This is a genomic window from Lysobacter ciconiae (assembly GCF_015209725.1).
Lineage (GTDB): Bacteria > Pseudomonadota > Gammaproteobacteria > Xanthomonadales > Xanthomonadaceae > Novilysobacter > Novilysobacter ciconiae.
The window spans coordinates 2868283-2890913 of sequence record NZ_CP063656.1; the positions used below are offsets into that span (position 1 = coordinate 2868283).

Here is a 22631-nt window from a genome sequence, read left to right on the forward strand (position 1 = left end):
GGAGAACCTCCTTGCGGGGTTGGCGCCATCGTGGGCACCGCGGCCGATGAATGCCAACCAATTCGAGGGCACGCGACAACCGATGGTTGTATTCGCCTACCCTGCGGGCATGGATATCCGTCAACTGCGCTACTTCCTCGCCGTGGTCGAGCACGGCAGCTTCACCCGCGCGGCCGCGATGACCGGGCGCACCCAGCAGGCGTTGAGCAAGGGCATCGCCGCACTGGAGCAGCAACTGGGCGCGCGCCTTTTCGAGCGCGGCTCGCGTGGGGCGCGACCGACCGCCGTCGGACGATTGCTGCTGGACCACGCGCGTACCGCCGACGACACCCTGCGCACCTTCGAGCAGCGGCTGCAGGAGTTGCAGACCGGCACCGAGGGCGAGATCCGTATCGGCACCGGTCCCACTGCCGCCGGCTCGGTCGTGGCGCCGGCGGTGCTGGCCTTGCGCGCGGCGTGGCCGCGGCTGGGCGTGCGCGTCACCGGCGGCGTCCTGCCGGAATTGCTGCCTGCCCTGCTGGCCCGGGAGCTGGATGTGGTGATCGCCCTGGACACGATGCTGCAGACCGACCCGCGCCTGCACCGCGACCTGCTGGTGAATGACGAGTACCGGATCATGGCCAGCGCGTCGCATCCTCTTGCCGGCCGCGCCGGGCTGACCGCGGCCGATCTGCTCGACCATCCGTGGGTCATGGGCCGTCGCCTGGGCGAGGTCCAGACCCAGTTCCGCCAGCGCTTCACCGATGCCGGACTGAGCCCCCCGGCGCAATCGCTGGAATCCTCATCGCTGGACTTCGTTCGTACCCTGGTGCGTGACGGCGCTTACCTCACCCTGCTGCCAACACGTCTGGTCCACGTCGAGCTGGCGTCGCGGCAATGTACGCGGCTGGCGGTGCCGGGCTTCTCCTGGGAACGTCCGCTGGTCGTCTACACCCGCCTGGGCGAGCCGCAGTCCGACCCGCAGGCCAGATTGCTGCAGGCGTTGCGGAACGCGGCGGAGCAAGCGGGTTAGCGGTCCAGCGGACTGACCACGCCCGAGCCGCCGCGATTGAGCACGTGCGTATAGATCATCGTGGTGGAAACGTCCGAGTGACCGAGCAGTTCCTGGATCGTGCGGATGTCCGACCCCGACTCCAGCAGGTGCGTAGCGAAACTGTGTCGCAGCGTATGGCAGGTAGCGTGTTTCGCGATTCCCGCCGCCTGCGCGGCGATCCGCACCGCCCGCTGCAAATTCTTCTCGTCAACGTGATGCCGGCGCTCTATACCCGACCGCGGGTCAATGCTGCGCAACCGCGAGGGGAAGACGTACTGCAAGATCCATTCGCGATCCGCGGCGGGGTACTTTCGTGCCAGCGCCCCCGGGAGCCAGACCGCGCCGTGGCCCACCGCAAGGTCCCGCTCGTGCAACACCCTGGTTTGCGCCAGGTGCAATTGGAGTGCCGGGACCGTTCTGGCGGGCAGCATCGTCCGCCGGTCTTTGCCGCCCTTGCCCCGTCGCACCAGAATCTCGCTGCGCACGAAGTCAATGTCCTGCACACGCAGGCGCACACACTCCATCAGTCGGATGCCTGAGCCGTAGAGGAGACTGGCCATCAGGTGATGGACACCACTCATCTGAACAAGCAAGCGCGAAACCTCCTCGACCGTGAGCACCACCGGCAGTCGCTCGGGCCGTTTGGCACGCCGGATGTTGTCCATCCAGGGCAGATCCTGACCCAGCACCTCCCGATACAGAAACAGCAGCGCGGAGAGCGCCTGATTCTGCGTTGACGCCGCAACCTTTCCCTGCACGGCCAACCGCGTAAGAAACCACTCGACCTCCCGCTCGCCCATCTCGCTTGGGTGTCGTTTCCCATTCGCGAGAACGAAGCGGCGAATCCAACTCACGTAGGCGTCCTCGGTACGAATCGCCAGGCCGCGTCGGCGAATCCGCGCCCGCACCGTGTCTAGCAGCCGAGGCGCGTGCTGCCCGGTCGTTGCGCCGTCCGACGGCGGGTGCGAATATCCCATGGCGAGGGTCCGTTCCGGAGAGAGTTCCAGATTAGGCCCAAGGATTAGGCACCTTCGCTCAGCGGACGTCGTTGATTTCTGTAGGACTTGCCCTGAAAACGCTGACCGGGCTATCCGGATTACACACAAGGAATAGGCACCACTTTGGTGTCGAATAGGTGTTAGAGGGCGATTAAGATATCACTTTGTTTTGTTGCACTCCTTTTCACACCGCTCCCTGCGCTGGCTACAACTTGTGTGTTTGAGCCACTTGAACAACAGCTCGAGAACGCAAGTGTTGCATTCATCGCAACCATCCTTGAGTCACGAGGGCCGGAGTCCTTTCGTGGCCTCCAGCTCGGCGACGAATATCGTGTGAGCTACCGCTTTGAGATCCAAACCGAGTTGAAGGGAAGCTCTTCGGCTGTTTCATCTCTCTTTACCCGCAACAGCTATCACCCTATCGACTCGGATCTGTCCTTTGATGGGGACGAAACACGCCTATTACCTGGAGACAACGTCTTGGTGATGGCTAAGTCCCCCGGGGAAAGCTAGGTAGCACCCTGCGGCCCGCCCCACATTTGGCGACCCACATCTGAGTCACTTCAGACATTGCGGTTGCGAAACTCGCCGCTCTAACTGATCATTCAAGCCGAACCCGCGACGTTCCATTTCCAGGCAAACTCGTGTTTCAATTCCCACCAGCCACCGGCTCATGCGTTGCGGGTCGGCTTAATTCCGGTGTTAGGTGCGCGTATGGCCCTCGTTGAGACATTGATGGAGACAGCAGTCGCTGACGTCGAACTCCTTCGCAAGCTCGACACTCAAGGCGACCGTTTCAGCATTCCGAGAAATGTCGACTTCTTGTTACGCTGTCCCACAACTGAGAAAGCAGAGATTGTTGCCAGCTTTATCAACGAGTGCCAGTACGGGGTTGCCACGGCGCAAGACTTGGAGACAACGCCGAGCGTGCTTGTCGTAGTACACATGCCAATTGAGCAGCATGTGCTTCATGCTGTATCCGGCTTCATGGCTTGCGTTTGTGAGTTGTACGGCTTGGACTACGACGGGTGGGGTTGTGCTGTTCAGTCAGAGCGCACCTAACAAGTCATTCAAGCCGATGCCGCTTCGCGGCACGGCTTAATTAAAGGTGTTAGCTCCCATGGACAATTCCCTAAAATTTTTGATAGCTACATTTATAACCATTCTCGGAATCACCGGCTGCTCCAAAGACAAGCAATCCGGGCCAAGTCCAACGTCAGGTTCGGTTGCTGGTGTACAGCAACTGGCAAGCGACACACCCAAAAAAGATATCTTCAGAATCTACGACGAATTTATCGCCGCAGAAGCCGTTGCGAAGGAATGTGGCATTTCTTCACCTGAGCTAGAAGAGCAGCACAAGAAGAATTTCATCACTGTAGCTCACGCAGTGAGAAATGATCTAACGAGCAAGCACGGCAAGCCTAAAAGCTCTCTCGACGAATTTCTCCATGGGCATGATGAAATGATTCGTACTAGAACTTTGGAAATGCTCAAATCTCACCCGTGCAACAGTACAGATGCAAAGGTTGTCATCAAGCGCTATAAGTTGCAATCTCAATGGCAAGTACCGGCTGACAGCTAACAATTCATTCAAGCCGAACCCGCTTCGCGGGTCGGCTTAATTCAGGCGTTAGGTCGCAGTAAAAGCGTCTTTCGTTGCAACGGGGCTTCGTAGCACTTTGCGATTCGCTTCACTGGGGTTTCTGGCTTCGCGGCAAATGGCTTTTCTTGGCCGGCTGGGGTTTATGGATACATTTGGTGGCCTGCGCCATAGCGCTCTCGCTCGACTCCATCATGGCCATCTGGTCAGTCCCGGCGGTGCAGTTCATCGGGCGCAGGTACAGTTTTCTGCGCTTCTCCAAGCTCGGTCTTTCGCAAGCGGGTGTTCTGGGCTACGGTTGCAACCTAACTGGTCATTCAAGCCGAGCCCGCTTCGTCCTTTCGACCAAATGTATCGTTGGGGGAGTTGTATCGGCACCCGGTTCGCGCGTTGCGGGCCGGCTTAATTCCGGTGTTAGGGGGCATTTGGAAGTCATGTCGCAAACGTCGTCGTCAAAAGCAACTAGCTGGGTCTGGCTCGTAGGATTTTTTGTGCTTGCCGCTTACTACTTGGCTTCTTGCATCCGCACGCCGTCGCCGCATTACGCCCTATCCGCGTTCGGATTTTTCTGCATCGGTCTTCACGCTTTCAAGCGGCCGGTCAGCTTCACCGGCCCAATCTGGCCGCAGGTGACGGTGCCGCGTGCTTCGGCGCTCACAGCCGAAATTCTTGGAGTCGTTGGGGTCGTCCTCGCCGTGGCAGGAGCCATCTGGCGTTGGTATGCCCCCTAACAATTCGTCCAAGCCGACGCCGCTTCGCGGCGCGGCTTAACTCAGGTGTTAGGCCGCATGAACTCACTCCTTCGCAGACCGCTAGATCCGACTGCCCGCAGGCAGGTCTTCTACAGCTTCCACTACGCAAATGATGCGTTCCGTGCGCAGCAAATTCGCAATATGGGCGTGATCGAGGGAAATACTCCATGCGCGCCAAACGAATGGGAGGCCGTTCGGCGCCAAGGCGAAGCAGCGATACAGCGCTGGATAGACCAGACTATGCAGTATCGTAGTTGTGTAGTCGTCTTGGTTGGCTCACAGACTGCCCAGCGCCCTTGGATTGACTATGAGATTCGCAAAGCCTGGAACGACAAGCGAGGCCTTTTTGGCATCTACGTGCATAATCTGAATTGTCCGCGGCAAGGTTTCTGCTATCAAGGCGCCAATCCCTTCGCGAATGTGATCCTCAACAATGGCCAGCCTCTTTCAAACTACGTGAGCTGTCACGACCCAGGCCCAGATGCCTACAATGTTGTTCGTCGCATGATGAGCACTTGGATCGAAACGGCGATTCGGACAAAGCGCCAATGAGCACGTCACAGCCAAGCGAATCAGCGATCCAAGCTCATCTCGGCATGCTGCAGAACGTCGTGCAACGCATGGCGTCAAACTCGGCATCGTGTAAAACTTGGTGCATCACAATTGTGAGTGCAATCATCGTTGCCGTCGCTGACAAGCCAAATGAGAAGCTTCTCTGGATTGCCGCCATTCCCATACCTGCATTCTTGCTACTGGACGCGTATTACCTTGGCTTGGAGCGAGGATTTAGAGATTCCTACAACACGTTTGTTTCCCGCTACTGTTCAGGGACCCTACGGTCAGAGGATGTCTTTTGCATAAGTCCGTCTAAGGATGTGAACTGGCTCCGTTTTGAAGCATTCACTTCATTCTCTATTCTTGGCTTCTACCTTCCTCTAGCCGCGATAGTTGCCGTTGTGAAAGCAATCATTACGTAGCACGCGGCCTAACAAGTCATTCAAGCCGACGCCGCTTCGCGGCGCGGCTTAATTCCAGTGTTAGGCGTCACGGGGGAGATATGCAGCAATTGTTAGAAGAGATAGCCAAATTGCTCCCCGTTCTCGTCGGAGCGTTGATTGCACTGCTCGGGGCCGCTGCCAGATACTTCGTCGAGCGTCGCGATAAGCGGATGGAAGTTAGGCGACAAAAACTCGAGCGTCTCACTGACCTCACATATCGCATCAGAGCATGGACCGGCAGCCTCGATAGCAAGTTGGCTTTCGGCTTAGAGGGCGAGTCACAAGTAGATTCACCTATCGAAGAGCTGCAGGTCCTGGCGGATATCTACTTCCCTGAGCTACACGACCCTGCGTCTAGACTCGTAGTTGCTGCCAAGACGTATGCTGCAATGGCTTACAGAATGGGTGCGCGTCGGCTCCAAGATGGGCGCATACCAGACGACGCCAATATGCGAATTCAAGAGACTTATGCGCCTGTTGCCGATGCGATCGGTGAATTGAGCAAGCAAATACGGCTTGCTGCAAGAAAGCTAGAGTGACGCCTAACAATGCGTTCAAGCCGAAATTTCATCGCTACGCCAGCCACATCGCAGGAAGAGCTTGCCATGTGCCCGGCTACGCGCTGCAATTCGGCTTAACTTAGGTGTTAGGTCGCAGTAAAAGCGTCTTTCTTTGCGCCGGGTTTTCGTAGCACTCGCTTTATTCGCTTCACCGGGGTTTCTGTTTTCGCGGCACGTGGCGTTTCTGGCGTGGTGGGGGTTTAGGGAAACATCTGGTGGCCTGCGCCGCAGCGTTCTCGCTCGGCTGCATCACGGCTATCCGGTCAGTCCCGGCGGTGCAGTTCATCGGGCGCAGGTACGGCTTTCTGCGCTGCTCCAAACCGGGTCTTTCGCAAGCGGGTGCTCTGGGTTACGGTTGCAACCTAACTGGTCATTCAAGCCGAGCCCGCTTCGTCCTTTCGATCATATGTATCGTTGGCAAAGTTGTCTCGGCACCCGGTCTGCGCGTTGCGGGCCGGCTTAATTCCGGTGTTAGGTGGCCCTCAACCTTCTTCGGCTCGCAAAATGCACAAGCTCGTTCTCGCAGCTCTAGTTCTGAATCTGATCGCCTGCGGCGAGAGATCGATTGAGCAAGGCGCAACAATCGTTCAGCCTAAAGCATTCTCTATTTATACGCTCACTAATGACAGGTCGACGGTTTGCTTCTCGATCTCTAGCAAGCTACATCCGAGCCTGCTTGATGGCGCTATATCAATGCGCTTTGACGACTTGGACGACTTGGACGACTTTTCAGAGCCTGGCAAAGAACTCCGTTTTGGTAGACACATAGCAACAATTTTTCTTCATCCAAATGAAATCCAAAGAGCACAAGCGATATTCGGCCTAAGCGCGATAGAGAAACAGCCTGTCAGAGAAGATCCTCAATTCCTCTACATCTTCCCTATAGTATGGAGAGGCGGATATGTTCTTGATAAGGACAGTGCAATGACAATCCGCTTGTACAGTACTCCAAGCGAGATCAATTTATCGCAAGAAAAGCTGCGTAACGTGATGTTGGCAATAACCAAGATGCGCGTCCCCTGTACAAGCGGGGCCACCTAACAATTCGTTCAAGCCGAACTTGCTTCGTTACGGCAAAGGTATGGCAGAAAAAGCTTGCCATACCTTTGCCTCCACTACGCAAGTCGGCTTAACTCAGGTGTTAGCTCCCATGGACAATTCCCTAAAATTTTTGATAGCTACATTTATAACCATTCTCGGAATCACCGGCTGCTCCGAAGACAAGCAATCCGGGCCAAGTCCAACGTCAGGTTCGGTTGCTGGTGTACAGCAACTGGCAAGCGACACACCCAAAAAAGATATCTTCAGAATCTACGACGAATTTATCGCCGCAGAAGCCGTTGCGAAGGAATGTGGCATTTCTTCACCTGAGCTAGAAGAGCAGCACAAGAAGAATTTCATCACTGTAGCTCACGCAGTGAGAAATGATCTAACGAGCAAGCACGGCAAGCCTAAAAGCTCTCTCGACGAATTTCTCCATGGGCATGATGAAATGATTCGTACTAGAACTTTGGAAATGCTCAAATCTCACCCGTGCAACAGTACAGATGCAAAGGTTGTCATCGAGCGCTATAAGTTGCAATCTCAATGGCAAGTACCGGCTGACAGCTAACAATTCATTCAAGCCGAACCCGCTTCGCGGGTCGGCTTAATTCAGGCGTTAGGCGGCTAAATAAACATACGTGGATCCCCAATGTCCCCTTCAGTCCAGCTTCGCACGCCCACCATTGAGGACGCTCGTGCGCTTGTGCCGCTACTCGCCGAGCTGGGCTACTCCGTGCCGGAGGCCACCGTCCGCACCAACATTCTCAACCTTGCCGACGGCTCTGCGGACAGGGCATGGGTGGCTGAGAGTATCGACGGCATACTTGGGCTCGTTAGTGTCCACCTGACCCCCTTGTTTCACGCCTCGGGGCACTTGGGTCGAATCACCTCCCTTGTAGTCCGCAGCGACGCTCGCGGCAACGGTGTTGGGCGCATGCTCATGCAACAGGCACAAGATTTCTGTTGGGGTGCTGGCTGTGAGCGCATCGAGCTCACCAGCGGCGACCATCGGGGCCAGGCACATCGCTTTTATGAGCAGCTTGGCTTTCAATTACACTCGCGGCGTTTCATAAAACACGGTACGCCGCCTAACAATTCATTCAAGCCGATGCCGCTTCGCGGCACGGCTTAATTCTGGTGTTAGGCCGCTCATGAAGAATCTTCGAAGCGCTGCGATATTCATCTACGCTCTGATGGCTGCTTGTGCGCCAGGTTCGTCTCATGGGCAGGCTACGGGGCCAGCCATGGGCGCCTTCAATCTCTACTTCACAGACGACCTCGTTCGTAAGTGTGCCGCGAGCTACCCAGCAAGCGCAGCGAACATTACCGAATCGTTTGAGAGCATGAAACGCAGGAATAGATCTTACCTGTCGTCCAAAGACTGGGATGAAATCAGGCGCAGGAACAGGGAAATTGCACTAGTTGAACCCGAACGAAATGAGTACATAAATGAGATCGTCAACGATCGCAGTTGCGCACTTGTTCTCGATCAGCTTTCAGTCGGAGGCGAACTTGATCAACACATTGCCAAGCATTTTCCTAAGGGTTATAGACCTTGAGACACGGCCTAACAATGCGTTCAAGCCGAAGCGGTAGTTCCTTCGGTTTAGTGGACACCCTGATCTAACAGTCAGGAGTGTCTTTCATGGCAAGACCAGGCCCCAGAACCACCTATCGCTACAGCGATGAATTCAAAGCCACAGCAGTCCGGCTCAGCCAGCTCCCCGGCGTGTCCGTCGGCGAGGTGGCCGCTTCGCTTTACATCCATCCCTTTATGTTGTCCCGTTGGCGCAGGCTTGCTCGGGAGGGATTGATCGTGACCAAAGGCGTTGAGGTGGACAAGGCGGTGACCGCTGAGCTCAAGGCGCTGCGCGAGGTGCAGCGCAAGTACGAGCGGCTCAAGGTTGAGCATGACCTTTTAAAAAAAGCCATCGCGTTCACTTCGGCTCGAAAAGCGATGTCTTCGCCTTCATCGAGCACCACCAGCAAGCCTACCCGGTGAGAACGATGTGCCGCCTGCACGGGGTCAGCAGCTCGGGCTACTACGCGTGGCTGCAGCGACCAGCGAGCCAGCGTTCCTTCGATGACGCGCAGCTCCTGCAGAAGATACACATCGCCCACCGCGACAGCCGCCAAACCTATGGCAGCCCGCGCATCCACGCCGCCTTGCGCCAGAGCGGCGAGACGGTGGGGCGCCGCCGGATCGAGCGCTTGATGCGGGAGCACAACGTCAGAGCGTTTTCTACGCGACTGTATCGCCAGCGGCCCGGGCTGAAACGCTTTCTGGCCAGCGTGGAGAGTCGCGCGCATACGATCGAACCAAAGCGGCCCAATCAACTCTGGGTCGCGGATGTCACCTACCTGAAGGTGCGCGGCCACTGGCGCTATCTGGCCACCGTCATGGATCGCCACTCACGTCGCCTATTGGGCTGGTCACTGGGCCCTGATCGAACGACGGCGCTGACTCGCCGCGCGTTGGCTGCCGCGCTGCGAACACGGAAGCCGGGCCCCGACACTCTGTTTCATACCGACCGTGGCATTGAGTTCCTGGCGGGCGATTTCAAACAGAAGCTACAACGTGCCGGGCTGACCCAGTCAGCGAACCGGCCGCGACGGATGAACGACAACGCGCACATGGAATCGTGGGACAAATCGATGAAGTCGGACATGTACCACCGCCGCAGCTTCGAGAGCGATCACGCACTGCGGCAAGCGATCCACACCTACATCGACTTCTACAACCACCGGCGCTTACACTCGGCACTTGGATATAAATCACCCGCCGAGTTCGAGCGAGAATGCGCCTAACCATCGGGTGTCCACTTTAGTGAAGGAAGTCCCAGCCGCTTCGTTACGCAAAGCACATGGCAGGTACAGCTTGCCATGTGCTTCGCTCCACTACGCGTCTCGGCTTAACTCAGGTGTTAGGGCTCAATCGTGGCTTCCGAAGATCTCAATGCTCTGTTCAATGAGGCTCTTGGTTTCGCCCAGTACATGCTACTCACGCATGGTGAGTTCATTCCATTCGGCGTCTCGATGAGCCACGACGGGAAAATAGCTCAGGTTGCCGGAAGCCTTGGCACTCAGCGTCCAAAGTCGAGTGACATGGTCGAGTTCCTCCAATCATCCTTTGTAGAGTCGGCTACGCATGGCTCTATCCGGGCCGCAGGTGTGTGCTTGGACATGTACGTAGTGCCTCCCGGACAAGACCAGAGATCGGATGCGATATGTGCTCGGCTGGCTCATGTATCAGGCGAGACAGCCGAGGTATTTGTGCCTTACTCTCGGGACAAGCACGGGGCTTTTCAACTTGGTCAAACGTTCGCAACTGCGGGCGCCGAGTTCAAGCTGGTTGAGCCCTAACAAATCATTCAAGCCGATGCCGCTTCGCGGCACGGCTTAATTCTGGTGTTAGGCTTGCAAGAGAACATCGCGTATCGTGATGTCGTTTTAACAACAGGAGACATGCCATGGTCAAAGTAGCCTTGTTCGTTCGCCTTGAAGCGAAACCCGGAAAAGAGAAAGAGGTTGAGAGCTTCCTTGTGAGTGGTCTTCCCATCGTCAATGAGGAGCCTGCCACCACTGCGTGGTTTGGCATTCGCCTTGGACCAAGCACTTTCGGAATCTTTGATGCTTTCCCGGATGAAGCGGGTCGGCAGGCCCATCTCTCCGGCAAGGTCGCAGCCGCGTTGATGGCAAAGGCAGGTGAGTTGTTCTCCGAGCCCCCGTCCATCGAGAACGTTGATGTACTTGCGGCAAAGCTACCTGGCTAGCAAGCCTAACAATTCATTCAAGCCGACGCCGCTTCGCGGCGCGGCTTAATTCAGGCGTTAGGCCCGCTAGATGCAGACTCGGGAGATTGGACAACCTCTAAACACTGCAGCGCTCGCAGCATTTGCCGCGGCGGTCGCGCTGTCTGTTCCGGTTGTTGAGCGCCTCATTGCCGCTGCATGGCAGTGGTACAAGTTCGCGGGCTACTCCAACGACGGCCACATCACCCTTAGCCTCAGCACTGGCCTGCCCTTCTCCGGTCTGCTCGCAACTACGTTCGGCTTTGCTTTATGCGTCAATCGCGTTGCTGCAAGACGTTCCGCACCTCGCGCAGTAGCTTGGTCGCTGTGGGCAATGTACGTTACAGCTGCCGCTACGGCGGCATACTGGCTCCTGGGCTTTAGCAGTCTCAATGCCTGGCGGGCCTAAGAATGCGTTCAAGCCGAAGCCGCTTCGTTCCACCAAACACATGGCAGGTACAGCTTGCCATGTGTTTAGTTCCACTACGCAGCTCGGCTTAACTTAGGTGTTAGATCACAATTGAGGAGATCGTCATGTTGAAAAATGGGGACGCGGTAAAGCACGCTAACGAGAAGGAGTCGTTCGGCCAAGGAAGGATCCTTGAACTTGACGAAGCCGCTGGCACCGCGCTCGTCGAGTGGGAGTCCCACGAGGTCATTAGAGAGACTTCCAATCTCAAAACAACGCAAACGCACGTGAAGATATCCAACCTTGTCAAGGCATGACTCATGTCCGTTGCCCAGTGTTGTGGGCGCATCACGGCAGCCCACTTCGCGGGGCTACATGAGAATAGCCAAGGGCCATTCTAACTGGTTATTCAAGCCGAACCCGCGAAGTATCATTTCCAACCCTAGTCGCTGTTCGGCTGCCACCAGCTTCCGCCCCACGCGAAGCGGGTCGGCTTAATTCCGGTGTTAGCTGTGCGATCAACAACTTGGCAAATGGAGAGTTCACATGAGCAAATCACCTTTGTGGTTCAAGGTCGTTGCCGTGGTTGCCCTACTCTGGAACCTGATCGGTTGCCTAGCCTTTGCTTCAGATATTCGTCTTACACCTGAAGATATTGCAAAACTACCCGACGCCCAACAAGCACTCTACAACTCGCGTCCCAGCTGGGCGGTTGCCGGGACTGCTGTGGCCGTGATTGCCGGTGCCCTGGGTTCACTCGCTTTGTTACTCGGCAAGAAGTGGGCATTGCCCGTGCTTATTGCTTCATTGATCGGCATCGTCGTTCAAGACTGTGCAATGTTCATCCTTGCTGACGGGGCAGCTCTGGCCGGTACAACTGCTGTCGTACTGCAGGCTCTCGTTTTGTTGATCGCAATTGCTCTTGTACTGCTCAGCAGGAAAGGAATTGCTCGTAGCTGGCTCAAATAACCGCTGCACAGCTAACTATTCGTTCAAGCCGACACCGCTTCGTATCTTCACCTTTGCGCCTGCGCTACGCTAGCGCAAAGCTTTCGCCACTGCGCGGCGCGGCTTAACTCAGGTGTTAGAGGGCGATTAAGATATCACTTTGTTTTGTTGCACTCCTTTTCACACCGCTCCCTGCGCTGGCTACAACTTGTGTGTTTGAGCCACTTGAACAACAGCTCGAGAACGCAAGTGTTGCATTCATCGCAACCATCCTTGAGTCACGAGGGCCGGAGTCCTTTCGTGGCCTCCAGCTCGGCGACGAATATCGTGTGAGCTACCGCTTTGAGATCCAAACCGAGTTGAAGGGAAGCTCTTCGGCTGTTTCATCTCTCTTTACCCGCAACAGCTATCACCCTATCGACTCGGATCTGTCCTTTGATGGGGACGAAACACGCCTATTACCTGGAGACAACGTCTTGGTGATGGCTAAGTCCCCCGGGGAAAGCTAGGTAGCACCCTGCGGCCCGCCCCACATTTGGCGACCCACATCTGAGTCACTTCAGACATTGCGGTTGCGAAACTCGCCGCTCTAACTGATCATTCAAGCCGAACCCGCGACGTTCCATTTCCAGGCAAACTCGTGGTTCAATTCCCACCAGCCACCGGCTCATGCGTTGCGGGTCGGCTTAATTCCGGTGTTAGGCGCCCTGCTGCACCGCAAGGAGGCGTGAGGTGAAACTGACAGACTCGGAAATTCGCCACTTCAAGAATGTACTGTGGGGCACCCGCTTCTGGGCGTGGTTCCGCTGGGTTCTGTTGGGTGTTCTGGGCTACACCGCCGTCGCACACTTCAGCGGCTGGAAGCCAATGACCCGTCCTGACTGGCTGGTTGCCGGAGCGCTTTACATGCTTGTCGCTTGGCCAGGCCTGTGCCGCACCTACGTATTTCACACGCTTCGCCGCGTTGTGGCGGAGGATCCGGAGGCACGGGCACAGCTTGCTGCGGCTGGCGTTAAGGAGTTCGCGCCTGGCACACCGGCGGGGCGCGCCTGACAATCCGTTCAAACAGATGCGGCAGTTCCTGCCAAAGCGGGGTTGGGGCGTCGCAGGAAGACCAACCTGTGTTATTAGCTGATTCCTGCAGGGTAGTCTCGTACCTCAAGAACAAGCCGCGGCGGTCGAATCTCCTACAGACCTGGTTATGGTGATCGACACATTCGTCCGGAGGAAAGACCAGTCCGAGAAGCGCGATGAGCCGAAAGCCGATGCGCGAGTTGAACCTCGCATGCGTGCATCAGAGATGCCGGCCGACCCCCTTATTTCCGACTCGAGCGAGTCGGAACAACCGGCCGCTCCTCTGGACCTGCGTCTCCCGGAACACCCGCTGCCTGCCGGGCGAGGCCCGATGGAGCGCCGCAGTGCGCTCGCGGATCCCCATTTGAACCGCCTGAATCTGAGTTTCCAGGACCGGTCGATCGGCGGAACGATGCAACGAATGGTCAAGGCCGATATCTGTAAAGATCTTCGCAACGCGCTGACGTCTGGCATCGGCGACGCCACCGTGGTTGTGAACACCATGAAACAGCATGGATGTCGTGTTTAGCCCGAGCCATCAAACCGAGCTTGCGTGAGGCTGATCGGTTGCCGCTTGTTCCAGCCTGATGACGACTTGGTCACGCTCGATCTGGTCTTATGCCGGCGCACCACGTCCGTCAGCCGCTTGCCATTCCGGCCAAGTTGGGTGCGTTGGATTGATCCCACCCCGGCGGCGCCACCGTCCAGATTGAGAGGTTCACGATGCAGATTCTTGCCCCCGCCGCCTTTGCGTCCGTTTTGCTGATGTCCGCGTGTGTGACGTCGCCACAGTCCCCGTCGGATACCAGCGCGCAGAGCTACCGCTGTGAAAGTGGCGAGACGATCGCCGCCAGCTATCCCACCACCGACTCGGCGACCGTGCAGTACAAGGGCAGCAGCCACACCATGGCGATCGCGGTTTCCGCCAGCGGCGCACGCTACGTGGGCGGCGAGATGGAGTGGTGGTCCAAGGGCTCCGGCGCTGGTTCCGAGGGCACGCTGTTCCGCCACATGCCGGACAACACCACCGGCGAGGTCATCGAAACCTGCACCGCCATCTGATCCAGACCGGATAGCGCTGCCGAACTCGCTCCGGGCGCCTGGGCCAATGTGTCCAGGCGCCCGGCTTGCGTTCAGCGTCCCAACACGCCCGGGTTCATCAGACCCTTCGGGTCGAGTTGCTGCTTGATCGCATCGAGCATCGCCAACGCCGCCGGATCGCGCCGTTCGCGGTAGGTGTAGAACTTGCCGATCTGAAAGCTCGCCGCGCCGTGCGCGCGCATGGTGTCGGCGATCTTGCGCTTGAGTGCGTGAGTGGCCGCGCGCGCCGGCAGGTTCTCGCCAGGGCAGCCGATCCTGGCGCGGTGATCGGGGTCCACGGTGCGCACATGGAAGGCGTTGTGCGAGTCGGGCCAGTAGATGCACGGCTCGATCAGCGTCGCCTGCGCGCCGACGGTGGTCATCAGGGTCCCGATGAACAGGCCGTGCTCGTCCATTACCGCCTTCTCGGAGGCAAACAAGTCCTGCAGGGCGTTGAACAGCTCGGTGCTGCGCGAGTGCGGCACGATGCCGTGGATCGGCGCCCAGCGCTCGCCGGCTGAGCCGAGCATGGCGTTCTTGGCCGCGAACGGGTTGGCCGCCATCACCTTGGGTACGCTGTTCTCGACCTCCCCGCCGAATGCCTCCACCGCCTTGCGGGCTGCGGCGACGCGCGCGTTGATCTCCCCCTCCGAGTCACCCTCCAGGGTGATGTGCAGGGTGAACAGTTCCGGGTCGAGGAAATCGCGGCCCTTGGTCACCAGCTTCAGGCCCTGCATCAGGCCGCCCTTCTTGATCACGTTGCCGAGGCTTTTGACATCGCTGCTGAGGCTGGCGCGGCGCATGCGGATCTGCGACAGGCTGGGATCGAAGGCGGCGATCTCCGAGGCCAGGCCGGCGCGGGCCAGTGCGCCCATCGCGTCCATCAACTGATCAGCGCGCTCGAACTGCCACGACAGGTAATCGATGTGCGAATGCCTGGGCAGCAGGCGCAGGCTGGCGCGGACCTTGATGCCGAGCAGGCCGCAGTCGCCGAGGAAGACGCCGGTCAGGTCGGGGCCGTGCCAGCGGAAGAACGGCGTCGCATTGCCGGAGGCGGCCGAGCCGGTGCGCAGGATGTCGCCGTTGGCGGTAACCACCTCCAGTCCGAGCACGGAGTCGGCCGATGAGCCGTAGCGGGCAGAGCCGTGGAACACGCTGCCCTGTGACAGCGCGCCGCCGACGGTCGCGTGCGAGCCCGACATGGGGCCGAAGTACGGGGTACGCACGCCCTTGGCCTGCAACGCCTGCTGCAGGGCTTCCCAAGCGACGCCCGCCTCGACCACCACGTAGGCGTCGCGGACGTTGATTTCCACCACCTTGTCGAGGCTGCCGGTGTCGATCAGCACCGTGGGCTGGCGGGTGGCGAGGTAGCCGCCGGTGTAGCTCATGCCACCGCCGCGGGCGATCAGGGCGATGCCGGCAGCCGTCAGCTGGGCCACCGCGGCGGCGAGCTGATCCGCGTCGTTCGGGCGCAGAACGGCCAGCAGCGGCTCGCCCTCGGAGTAGACGTCGGTACCGAAATACTCGAGCTCGGCCGGGTCGGTGATGACGGCGTTGCCCCAGCGGGTCTTCAGGTCGGCGATGACGTGATCGGGGGAGAGCGTGGTGCTCATGCGGAAGTCCTCGGAAGTCGTTGCGCCGTTGCGTGCCCTGCGCCGCGGGCGGCGGGTGGGTCGGGAACGGGTGTCAGGGATGGGTTGGGGATGTTTCGGATTGTTCGCCCAGCAAGGCGGCGGCGCGGCCGAGGTAGTCGTCGGTGCTGGCCGAACTGCCGGCGGCCAGCCGGACACCCAGCGCGCCCAGGCGCGCCGCGAGACCGGGTGAGGCGGCCTCGCGGAACATCGGCTTGCAGCGCTCGCCGAGGCGCAACAGCTCGACCACGTTGTCATTGACCTGGGCCGGTGTCGGAGCGGCGACGCGGCGACGGGCGGCTGCGGAAGGCGTCAACCAGGGCCACATCAGGTGGCGTTCGCGCTCCCACTGCCAGGCCTCGTCGAGGTGGCCGCCGGCGCGCAACAGCTGCGGGTCGGGCAGTTGCACCAGCAGGGTCGCGGTTTCATCGCCCTCCAGCAGCCACGGCCGGTGCAGCACGACCCGCTGCAGGCGCTCGCCCAGTGCCGCAGCCAGCGCTGGCACGTAGCCTGCGGCCGCGCCGTGACTCTCGATGGTGACCGGCAGTTGCCCCGGGACCGACCCCAGCGTCGCGAGGATCGCGCTCACCATGGTTCCGGCGTCCAGGTCAGCATCGATCTCGGACGAGCCGCCGTGTCCCGGGAGGTCCGGCGCGACTACCACTGCCGTGCCGGCCAACGCCAGGTCGGCGGGCCCCAGCGGCCGCTCGCCCGGCGCATGCAGCGCCAGCCGCAGCGAATCGACACCGTCGCGGGACCAGAACGCGATGTCGCCCACCGCGCAGGCGACGATGCCGCGCGACCAGCCGGCGCCGTCAGGACCACCGGAAGGGCCGCGGCCGGCATCGCCACCCGCGCAGTGCGGCGAACGCTCCGCCCCGGCAGTGATCAGTTCGACTGATGCTTCGTCGGCCAGCTTGTCCGCCAGCAACGCGTCCATGCGCGCGTGCATGCCCGCTATGCCGTTCTCCTCGACCACGGCCTTCACGTTCGCGGGCAGTTCGGGCAGGCGCGGCAGGTGGGCCAGCAGCGGATCGCCGCGGCGGAAGACCAGCAGCGACGGCGGGTGCAGGGTCGACAGGAATCCGTGCTCGACGTGGCGGAAGGCGGCGCCATAGCCGGCCCGGTAGGCATCGCCGACCTCCAGCACGTCCATCACCGCCTCATGAGTGCTCTGGGTGGTGTGCGGATCGATCGCCATCGCCGCTTCGGCGCGGTCGTCGTACCACGGGAAGAAGTATTTCTGCTCGCGCATCCGCGACCACAGCCAGCGCAGGTGCGAGCCGTCCCACGCGGGCACGAACGGCGGCAGGTAGCGGTCGCCGTAGATCGCGCTCTCCGCCGGGGTGAAGGCGGCGTAGCCATCCACCACCAGCGCGGTCACCCGCTCCGGACATGCGGCCGCGACCTGGGCGGCGACCAGCCCGCCGGTGTGCATGCCAAACACCGCGAACCGGTCGATGCCCAATGCGTCCAGTACCGCGACGGTGGCCTCCGCCAAGTCGGCAATGGAGGGCTCGGCGATGTCGAGCGGGTCGGAATAGCCAAAACCCGGCGTGTCCGGCGCGATCACGGTGTAGCGGTCGGCGAAGCGCGAAATCATGTCCAGCCACATCCGCGAGTTCTGCGGCGACTGGTGCAGCAGGACCAGCGCCGGCCCCTGCCCGGCATGGCGCAGGTGCACGTGGCGCTGCCCGATGCGGACGAAGCGACGGTGGATACGCACGCTCATTCGGCCAACCTCACCAGTGACTTGCCCAGGTTCCGGCCCGACATCATCGCGATGAAGGCCGTGGGCGCAGACGCGAGGCCGTCGCTGACCGACTCGCGATACTGCACGCTGCCGTCGCGCACCAGTGGCGCGACCTCATTGGTGAATTCGTCGAACCGGTCGAGATGGTCAAACACCACCAGTCCCTGCAACGTGGCACGGGCCGCGATCACCGGGCCCAGGTTCGGGCCTGGCGGGCGCCCGCTCTGGTTGTACTGCGAACTCAGGCCGCACAGCACCACGCGCGCCTGCGGCCGCAGCAGCGACAGCGCCGCTTCCAGCACCGGCCCGCCGACGTTGTCGAAATACACATCGATGCCGTCCGGACACGCCGCGCGCAGGTCCTCGGCGAAGCCCGGGCTGAGGTGGCTGACGCACTCGTCAAAGCCGAAGGCCTCGCGCGCGATCATGCATTTCGCCTCGAGCCCGGCGATGCCGACGGTGCGGCAACCCGCGCGGCGTGCCAGCTGCCCGGCAACGCTGCCGACCGCGCCGGCTGCGGTGGAGACCAGCACGGTCTCGCCCGGTTGCGGGCGGCCGATCGTGTGCATGCCGGCCCATGCGGTCAGGCCGGGAATGCCGAGGACGCCCAGCGCGGTGGAGGGCGGGGCCAGGTCCGGATCGACCCGGCGCAGCACGTCCTGCGACATCACCGCGTAATCGCACCAGCCGGTGTCACCAACCACCCAGTCGCCGACGCCGAGGTGCTCTGCGTTGCTCTCCACGACCCGGCCGACCGCGCCACCCGGCACCACCGCGCCCCGCTCGGGCCGCGGGATTGCGTAGCGCCCGCCCAGCAACGGGCGCAGGCACGGGTCCAGCGACAGCCAGTGGTTGCGCACGACCACCTCGCCGGCTGTGGGCGCCGCCAGCGGACGCCGGTCCATCCCGAAGTCCTGCTCGCGCGGGATCCCGTCGGGGTAGCGCAGCACCTGCACGACCTGCCGGGTCGGGGGTAGGGCCATCCAGCACTCCTGATCGTTCCGGTGATTGTCCGGACATTTACCAAGATACCCGGATTGGCTCCACTCGCCAACGGGTTTGCCGGGATGCACCCTCCATGCCGGATTTCCCGTCGCCGTCCCGGCCCTACTTGTCAGGCCGGCAACGCTTTATACTGCCCCGCGGCCGCTTGATTGCGGATTTTTGTTGGACGGCGATGCGCGACCCATCACGGGGAGCGCCAAAAGGTGGGATCGTGCGCAATTACGACCTTGATTTCCTGAAAAGATTTTCCCTGGTGATCGGCTTCCTGATCGTCCTCAGCCTGGGCCTGGTGCTCGGCGCGCGCATGGTCAGCGACTCGCTGCCCTACGACGAGCCCGACAACGTGGCGCAGCGCGCCCGTGAGCGCATCGCGCCGGTGGGCAGCGTGTACGCGGGCAGCACCGGCGCAGCGGCAGCCGCGGCAGCGGCGTCTGCGGCGGCCGCCTCGGCCTCCGCGCAGGTCGCCTACGGCGGCACGCTGGATGGCTCGGTGATCTTCGATGGCCTGTGCGCGGGTTGCCACGGTTCCGGCGCCGGCGGTGCACCGACCATGGATCAGGCGCACTGGTCGGCACGCATCGCGCAGGGCATGGACACCCTGCACAAGCACGCCATCGAGGGTTACACCGGCAGCGCCGGCCTGATGCCGGCCAAGGGCGGCAATCCGGCCCTGACCGACGAGCAGGTCATCGCCACGGTCGACTGGATGGTCGAGAACCTCAAATAGCGCGCGCCTGCTTGATGGCACGCTGACACAGCCGCCTCCGGGCGGCTTTGTTCTTTCCGGTGCCGCCAGGTCGCAACGCTTATCATGGGCGCATGGACAAGCCCGCATTTCCCAACGACCCGGAGTTCCAGTCCGGCAAACCGGCCGCCGTCACCGTGCAGGGCCCGACCGGCGCACTGGAAGCCATCGTCGAAGGTCCCGAGGCCGACGCCGATCCCCGCCCGGTGGTGATGGTCGTCTGTCACCCGCTCCCCACCGAGGGCGGCACCATGCACAACAAGGTGGTGACGATGACGGCGCGCGCGTTGCGCCAGTCCGGCGCCACGACCGTGCGTTTCAATTTCCGCGGCGTTGGCGCCTCGCAGGGTGCGTTCGACAACGGTGACGGCGAAGCCGACGACCTGCGCGCCGTCATCGCCTGGGTGCGCGAGCAGCGACCCGACCACCAGCTCTGGCTGGGCGGTTTCAGTTTCGGCTCCTACGTCGCCTTCCAGGTCGCCAGCGAGGTCGATGCCGGCCTGTTGCTGATGATCGCGCCGCCCGCCGGGCGCCGCGGTTACCACTTCGACCGCATTGCAGCCTTCGACGGCCCCTGGATCGTGATCCAGGGCGAGACGGACGACGTCGTGGATCCCGAACAGGTGTACGCGTGGGCGAACGGCTTCGTGCAGCCGCCCGAACTCGTCCGCATCCCCGATGCGAGCCACTTCTTCCACCGCAAGCTGATCGACCTGCGCGGCGCGGTGAAGCACGGGATCCGTCCGTACCTGCCTGCGGCGAAGCCTGCCGCCGATGCTTGACCCCGTCGTGACCGCGGACGCCGGCGCCCTGCCCGGCGTGCGCTACCGCGCCGGTGTTGCGCGTGGAGACTGGGATGCCGATCCCGCCCAGTTGCCGGCACTGGCCGAGCTGGACCGCATCCACGCGGCGCTGCTGGAGCCGCCCTCGCGCGGCCTGCTGCAGCGCCTGCGCAAGCAGCCGCCGGCGGCCGTGCCCGGGCTGTACCTGTGGGGCGGCGTCGGCCGCGGCAAGACCTTCCTGGTCGACCTGTTCTACGACGGCCTGCCGATCCAGGCCAAGCACCGCACCCACTTCCACCGCTTCATGCGCGACGTGCACGCACGCCTGCGCGAGCACGCCGGAGAGCGCGATCCGCTGGCCTCCATCGCCCATGCCGCCGGGCGCCGCTGGCGGGTGCTGGTGCTGGACGAGTTCTTCGTCACCGACATTGGCGATGCGATGCTGCTGGGCCGCTTCATGGAGCAGCTGTTCGCCAACGGCGTGGCCCTGGTGACGACCTCCAACACCGCCCCGCAGAACCTGTTCAAGGACGGGTTGCAGCGCGAGAGCTTCCTGCCGGCGATCGCCCAGATCCAGCAGCACTGCCACGTCCTGGAGCTGGTCAGCGACCAGGATTACCGCCTGCGCGCGCTGACCCGCTCGCCGGTGTACCGCGCACCGCTGGATGCCGCGGCCGACGAGTGGCTGGCGACGCGCTGGAAGCAGATCATCGCCGACGCGCCGCGCGAGGACGGTCCGCTGCATATCGAAGGCCGCGACATCCCGGTGCGCGGCATCGCAGACGGCCACGTCTGGTTCGACTTCGATGCGCTGTGCGATGGCCCGCGCGCCACCGGCGACTACATCGAGATCGCGACCCGGTTCCACACCGTGCTGGTCGGCGGTGTCCCGGTGTTCGATGGCAGCAACGATGACCCCGCGCGGCGCTTCGTCAACCTCATCGACGAGCTCTACGACCGCAACGTCAACCTCGTCTGCACCGCCGATGCCGATCCGGTCGGCCTGTACAGCGGCCACCGCCTGGCCGGTCCGTTCGAGCGCACCACCTCTCGCCTGATCGAGATGCGCTCCACCGAATACCTCACCACCCGGCACCGGGGCGGATCGGGGGGATAATCGCGCCATGACCGCCATCGACTCCCTCGCCGCCACCGGCGCCGGCGCCGACCTGCCGCTGGGCCGCAGCGTCGCCTACCCACGCGCCTACGATCCATCGCTGCTGTTCCCGATCGCACGCGCCCTGGGCCGGACTGCGCTGGACGTGCACGCGGACGCGCTGCCCTTCATCGGCAACGACCGCTGGCATGCCTACGAGCTGGGCTGGCTGGACGGCCGCGGCAAGCCGCGCGTGGCCACCGCCACGATCACCGTCCCGGCGACCTCGCCGCAACTGATCGAATCCAAGTCGCTCAAGCTCTACTTGAACTCGTTCAATGCGACCGCGTTCCCCAGCGACGAGGCGGTGCTGACGCGCATGGTCGAGGATCTGTCGCGCGTGGCCGGGAGTCCGGTCGAGGTCGCCTTCGGCCTGACCGCCATGGATGACTCGCAGGACAACGCCATCCTGATCGACACGCTGGACATCGCCATCGACCATTACGGCCCGCCGCAGCCGGCCTTCCTGGCCGCCGATCCCACCCATGTGGTAACCGAGACGCTGACCAGCGAGCTGCTGAAATCCAATTGCCCCGTGACCGGCCAGCCCGACTGGGCGCGCCTGGTGGTCCACTACCACGGCCCCCAGCTGGATCGCGCCGGCCTGCTGCGTTATCTGGTCTCCTTCCGCGAGCACGCCGGGTTCCACGAGCAGTGCGTGGAGCAGGTCTTCTGCGACCTGATGCGCCACGCCTCGCCCACCCGCTTGTCCGTGGAGGCACGCTACACCCGTCGCGGCGGCCTGGACATCAACCCTTGGCGGGCAACGCCGGGGTTCCCCGCGCCGCCGCCCGGACGTGACCTGCGCCAGTAAGGGCAGCCTGCATCTCACAACGCGCGAGCCCATCGCCGTCGCACCGCCCTCACCCACCCGCGATCTGGTTTTAACAACGCCCGTGCCATCGTTCCCCTGCCCCGATGGCAGGAGTCCGATGCAATGAGCCACCCAGACAGGAAAGCCGATTTTTCCGGCGTCACCAGCCGCGTTGACACCACGGCTGACAAGAAGGACACGGCCGACTTTTCCGCCGTCAGTTCACGCGTGGATACCACCGCGCAGAAGACCGGCCAGGCCTCTTCCGAGCTTTACACGGTGAAACCCGGCGACACGCTGTCGCATATCGCCAAGAACTTCTATGGCAAGGCGAGCGCGTGGAACACCATCTACGACGCCAACCGCGACCAGCTGGACAACCCGGACCGGATCCAGCCCGGCCAGGTCCTGCGCGTGCCTGCACGCGATGATCGCTGAAAGCCGCTTCGCCCCACGCA

General features: G+C 61.6%; 25 protein-coding genes. 21 read left to right on the top strand and 4 right to left on the bottom strand.

Features of this window, described 5'->3' with window-relative positions; translation table 11 throughout:
• Positions 1–46 precede the first annotated feature (46 nt).
• Positions 47–1012 (top strand): LysR family transcriptional regulator, encoded by a 966-nt coding sequence (locus INQ41_RS12935; RefSeq protein WP_193985084.1) that lies wholly within the window; start codon positions 47–49, stop codon positions 1010–1012.
• Here the strand turns inward: INQ41_RS12935 and INQ41_RS12940 are convergent.
• Positions 1009–2010: an integron integrase gene (locus INQ41_RS12940; protein WP_193985086.1), complete on the bottom strand. Its 1002-nt coding sequence runs from the start codon at positions 2008–2010 to the stop codon at positions 1009–1011. The genes INQ41_RS12935 and INQ41_RS12940 overlap by 4 nt on opposite strands.
• A gap of 756 nt (positions 2011–2766) precedes the next feature.
• Between INQ41_RS12940 and INQ41_RS13415 the strand changes: the two genes are divergently transcribed.
• The 15 genes from INQ41_RS13415 to INQ41_RS13020 all read left to right on the top strand — a co-directional run bounded on the left by INQ41_RS13415 (position 2767) and on the right by INQ41_RS13020 (position 14269).
• Positions 2767–3093 (top strand): ribonuclease E inhibitor RraB, encoded by a 327-nt coding sequence (locus INQ41_RS13415; protein ID WP_407074281.1) that lies wholly within the window; start codon positions 2767–2769, stop codon positions 3091–3093.
• 58 nt (positions 3094–3151) lie between these two features.
• Entirely contained in the window at positions 3152–3613 is a 462-nt protein-coding gene (locus INQ41_RS12950) for a hypothetical protein (protein ID WP_193985090.1), read from the top strand.
• A 212-nt stretch (positions 3614–3825) separates the two neighbouring features.
• Positions 3826–4362: a hypothetical protein gene (locus INQ41_RS12955; protein ID WP_193985091.1), complete on the top strand. Its 537-nt coding sequence runs from the start codon at positions 3826–3828 to the stop codon at positions 4360–4362.
• A gap of 57 nt (positions 4363–4419) precedes the next feature.
• On the top strand, positions 4420–4935 hold the full coding sequence (locus INQ41_RS12960; protein WP_193985093.1) for a TIR domain-containing protein: 516 nt from the start codon (positions 4420–4422) through the stop codon (positions 4933–4935).
• A 505-nt stretch (positions 4936–5440) separates the two neighbouring features.
• The gene (locus tag INQ41_RS12970; protein ID WP_193985097.1) at positions 5441–5920 is read left to right on the top strand and encodes a hypothetical protein; all 480 of its coding nucleotides are present in this window, start codon (positions 5441–5443) and stop codon (positions 5918–5920) included.
• 525 nt (positions 5921–6445) lie between these two features.
• On the top strand, positions 6446–6982 hold the full coding sequence (locus INQ41_RS12975; protein WP_193985099.1) for a hypothetical protein: 537 nt from the start codon (positions 6446–6448) through the stop codon (positions 6980–6982).
• Between the two features lie 19 nt (positions 6983–7001).
• The gene (locus tag INQ41_RS12980; protein ID WP_193985100.1) at positions 7002–7553 is read left to right on the top strand and encodes a hypothetical protein; all 552 of its coding nucleotides are present in this window, start codon (positions 7002–7004) and stop codon (positions 7551–7553) included.
• An 81-nt stretch (positions 7554–7634) separates the two neighbouring features.
• The gene (locus tag INQ41_RS12985) at positions 7635–8117 is read left to right on the top strand and encodes a GNAT family N-acetyltransferase (RefSeq protein ID WP_193985102.1); all 483 of its coding nucleotides are present in this window, start codon (positions 7635–7637) and stop codon (positions 8115–8117) included.
• A 513-nt stretch (positions 8118–8630) separates the two neighbouring features.
• Positions 8631–8987: a transposase gene (locus tag INQ41_RS12990; RefSeq protein WP_193985104.1), complete on the top strand. Its 357-nt coding sequence runs from the start codon at positions 8631–8633 to the stop codon at positions 8985–8987.
• A complete protein-coding gene (locus INQ41_RS12995) occupies positions 8957–9793 on the top strand; it encodes an IS3 family transposase (RefSeq protein WP_228076823.1) in 837 nt (278 codons plus the stop codon). The genes INQ41_RS12990 and INQ41_RS12995 overlap by 31 nt, the downstream gene beginning before the upstream one ends.
• A 662-nt stretch (positions 9794–10455) precedes the next feature.
• On the top strand, positions 10456–10758 hold the full coding sequence (locus INQ41_RS13000) for a putative quinol monooxygenase (RefSeq protein ID WP_092704911.1): 303 nt from the start codon (positions 10456–10458) through the stop codon (positions 10756–10758).
• 973 nt (positions 10759–11731) lie between these two features.
• A complete protein-coding gene (locus INQ41_RS13005) occupies positions 11732–12154 on the top strand; it encodes a hypothetical protein (RefSeq protein WP_193985106.1) in 423 nt (140 codons plus the stop codon).
• A 711-nt stretch (positions 12155–12865) separates the two neighbouring features.
• Positions 12866–13186, top strand: a complete 321-nt coding sequence (locus INQ41_RS13010; RefSeq protein WP_193985108.1) for a hypothetical protein — start codon at positions 12866–12868, stop codon at positions 13184–13186.
• A 148-nt stretch (positions 13187–13334) separates the two neighbouring features.
• Complete coding sequence (locus tag INQ41_RS13015) at positions 13335–13736, top strand: hypothetical protein (protein WP_193985110.1); 402 nt, start codon at positions 13335–13337, stop codon at positions 13734–13736.
• 194 nt (positions 13737–13930) lie between these two features.
• Positions 13931–14269: an MliC family protein gene (locus INQ41_RS13020; RefSeq protein WP_193985112.1), complete on the top strand. Its 339-nt coding sequence runs from the start codon at positions 13931–13933 to the stop codon at positions 14267–14269.
• A gap of 71 nt (positions 14270–14340) precedes the next feature.
• On the opposite strand, the gene INQ41_RS13025 is transcribed toward INQ41_RS13020, so the two are convergent.
• From INQ41_RS13025 to INQ41_RS13035, 3 genes are all read right to left on the bottom strand, one after another.
• Complete coding sequence (locus INQ41_RS13025) at positions 14341–15900, bottom strand: FAD-binding oxidoreductase (RefSeq protein WP_193985114.1); 1560 nt, start codon at positions 15898–15900, stop codon at positions 14341–14343.
• 73 nt (positions 15901–15973) lie between these two features.
• Positions 15974–17650 (bottom strand): alpha/beta fold hydrolase, encoded by a 1677-nt coding sequence (locus INQ41_RS13030; protein ID WP_193985116.1) that lies wholly within the window; start codon positions 17648–17650, stop codon positions 15974–15976.
• On the bottom strand, positions 17647–18654 hold the full coding sequence (locus INQ41_RS13035) for an NADP-dependent oxidoreductase (RefSeq protein ID WP_193985118.1): 1008 nt from the start codon (positions 18652–18654) through the stop codon (positions 17647–17649). The genes INQ41_RS13030 and INQ41_RS13035 overlap by 4 nt, the downstream gene beginning before the upstream one ends.
• Positions 18655–18887: 233 nt before the next feature.
• On the opposite strand from INQ41_RS13035, the gene INQ41_RS13040 reads away from it, so the two are divergent.
• From INQ41_RS13040 to INQ41_RS13060, 5 genes are all read left to right on the top strand, one after another.
• The gene (locus INQ41_RS13040) at positions 18888–19403 is read left to right on the top strand and encodes a c-type cytochrome (RefSeq protein ID WP_193985120.1); all 516 of its coding nucleotides are present in this window, start codon (positions 18888–18890) and stop codon (positions 19401–19403) included.
• Between the two features lie 92 nt (positions 19404–19495).
• On the top strand, positions 19496–20203 hold the full coding sequence (locus INQ41_RS13045) for an alpha/beta hydrolase (protein WP_193985122.1): 708 nt from the start codon (positions 19496–19498) through the stop codon (positions 20201–20203).
• Positions 20196–21320 (top strand): cell division protein ZapE, encoded by a 1125-nt coding sequence (gene zapE / locus INQ41_RS13050; protein WP_193985123.1) that lies wholly within the window; start codon positions 20196–20198, stop codon positions 21318–21320. The genes INQ41_RS13045 and zapE overlap by 8 nt, the downstream gene beginning before the upstream one ends.
• A 7-nt stretch (positions 21321–21327) precedes the next feature.
• Positions 21328–22173, top strand: coding sequence for an NADPH-dependent 7-cyano-7-deazaguanine reductase QueF (gene queF, locus INQ41_RS13055; RefSeq protein ID WP_193985125.1), 846 nt, complete (start codon positions 21328–21330; stop codon positions 22171–22173).
• A 123-nt stretch (positions 22174–22296) separates the two neighbouring features.
• Positions 22297–22611, top strand: coding sequence for a LysM peptidoglycan-binding domain-containing protein (locus INQ41_RS13060; protein WP_193985127.1), 315 nt, complete (start codon positions 22297–22299; stop codon positions 22609–22611).
• Positions 22612–22631: the final 20 nt, after the last annotated feature.

Coding starts and splice junctions, on each gene's coding strand:
- INQ41_RS13015 (WP_193985110.1), top strand. CDS start 13,335: ATGGTGATCGACACATTCGTCCGGAGGAAAGACCAGTCCGAGAAGCGC.
- INQ41_RS13045 (WP_193985122.1), top strand. CDS start 19,496: ATGGACAAGCCCGCATTTCCCAACGACCCGGAGTTCCAGTCCGGCAAA.
- queF (WP_193985125.1), top strand. CDS start 21,328: ATGACCGCCATCGACTCCCTCGCCGCCACCGGCGCCGGCGCCGACCTG.
- INQ41_RS12940 (WP_193985086.1), bottom strand. CDS start 2,010: ATGGGATATTCGCACCCGCCGTCGGACGGCGCAACGACCGGGCAGCAC.
- INQ41_RS13020 (WP_193985112.1), top strand. CDS start 13,931: ATGCAGATTCTTGCCCCCGCCGCCTTTGCGTCCGTTTTGCTGATGTCC.
- INQ41_RS13000 (WP_092704911.1), top strand. CDS start 10,456: ATGGTCAAAGTAGCCTTGTTCGTTCGCCTTGAAGCGAAACCCGGAAAA.
- INQ41_RS13005 (WP_193985106.1), top strand. CDS start 11,732: ATGAGCAAATCACCTTTGTGGTTCAAGGTCGTTGCCGTGGTTGCCCTA.
- INQ41_RS12960 (WP_193985093.1), top strand. CDS start 4,420: ATGAACTCACTCCTTCGCAGACCGCTAGATCCGACTGCCCGCAGGCAG.
- INQ41_RS12970 (WP_193985097.1), top strand. CDS start 5,441: ATGCAGCAATTGTTAGAAGAGATAGCCAAATTGCTCCCCGTTCTCGTC.
- INQ41_RS12985 (WP_193985102.1), top strand. CDS start 7,635: ATGTCCCCTTCAGTCCAGCTTCGCACGCCCACCATTGAGGACGCTCGT.
- INQ41_RS13035 (WP_193985118.1), bottom strand. CDS start 18,654: ATGGCCCTACCCCCGACCCGGCAGGTCGTGCAGGTGCTGCGCTACCCC.
- INQ41_RS12990 (WP_193985104.1), top strand. CDS start 8,631: ATGGCAAGACCAGGCCCCAGAACCACCTATCGCTACAGCGATGAATTC.
- INQ41_RS12950 (WP_193985090.1), top strand. CDS start 3,152: ATGGACAATTCCCTAAAATTTTTGATAGCTACATTTATAACCATTCTC.
- INQ41_RS13030 (WP_193985116.1), bottom strand. CDS start 17,650: ATGAGCGTGCGTATCCACCGTCGCTTCGTCCGCATCGGGCAGCGCCAC.
- INQ41_RS12955 (WP_193985091.1), top strand. CDS start 3,826: ATGGCCATCTGGTCAGTCCCGGCGGTGCAGTTCATCGGGCGCAGGTAC.
- INQ41_RS13025 (WP_193985114.1), bottom strand. CDS start 15,900: ATGAGCACCACGCTCTCCCCCGATCACGTCATCGCCGACCTGAAGACC.
- INQ41_RS13415 (WP_407074281.1), top strand. CDS start 2,767: ATGGAGACAGCAGTCGCTGACGTCGAACTCCTTCGCAAGCTCGACACT.
- zapE (WP_193985123.1), top strand. CDS start 20,196: ATGCTTGACCCCGTCGTGACCGCGGACGCCGGCGCCCTGCCCGGCGTG.
- INQ41_RS12975 (WP_193985099.1), top strand. CDS start 6,446: ATGCACAAGCTCGTTCTCGCAGCTCTAGTTCTGAATCTGATCGCCTGC.
- INQ41_RS12935 (WP_193985084.1), top strand. CDS start 47: ATGAATGCCAACCAATTCGAGGGCACGCGACAACCGATGGTTGTATTC.
- INQ41_RS13060 (WP_193985127.1), top strand. CDS start 22,297: ATGAGCCACCCAGACAGGAAAGCCGATTTTTCCGGCGTCACCAGCCGC.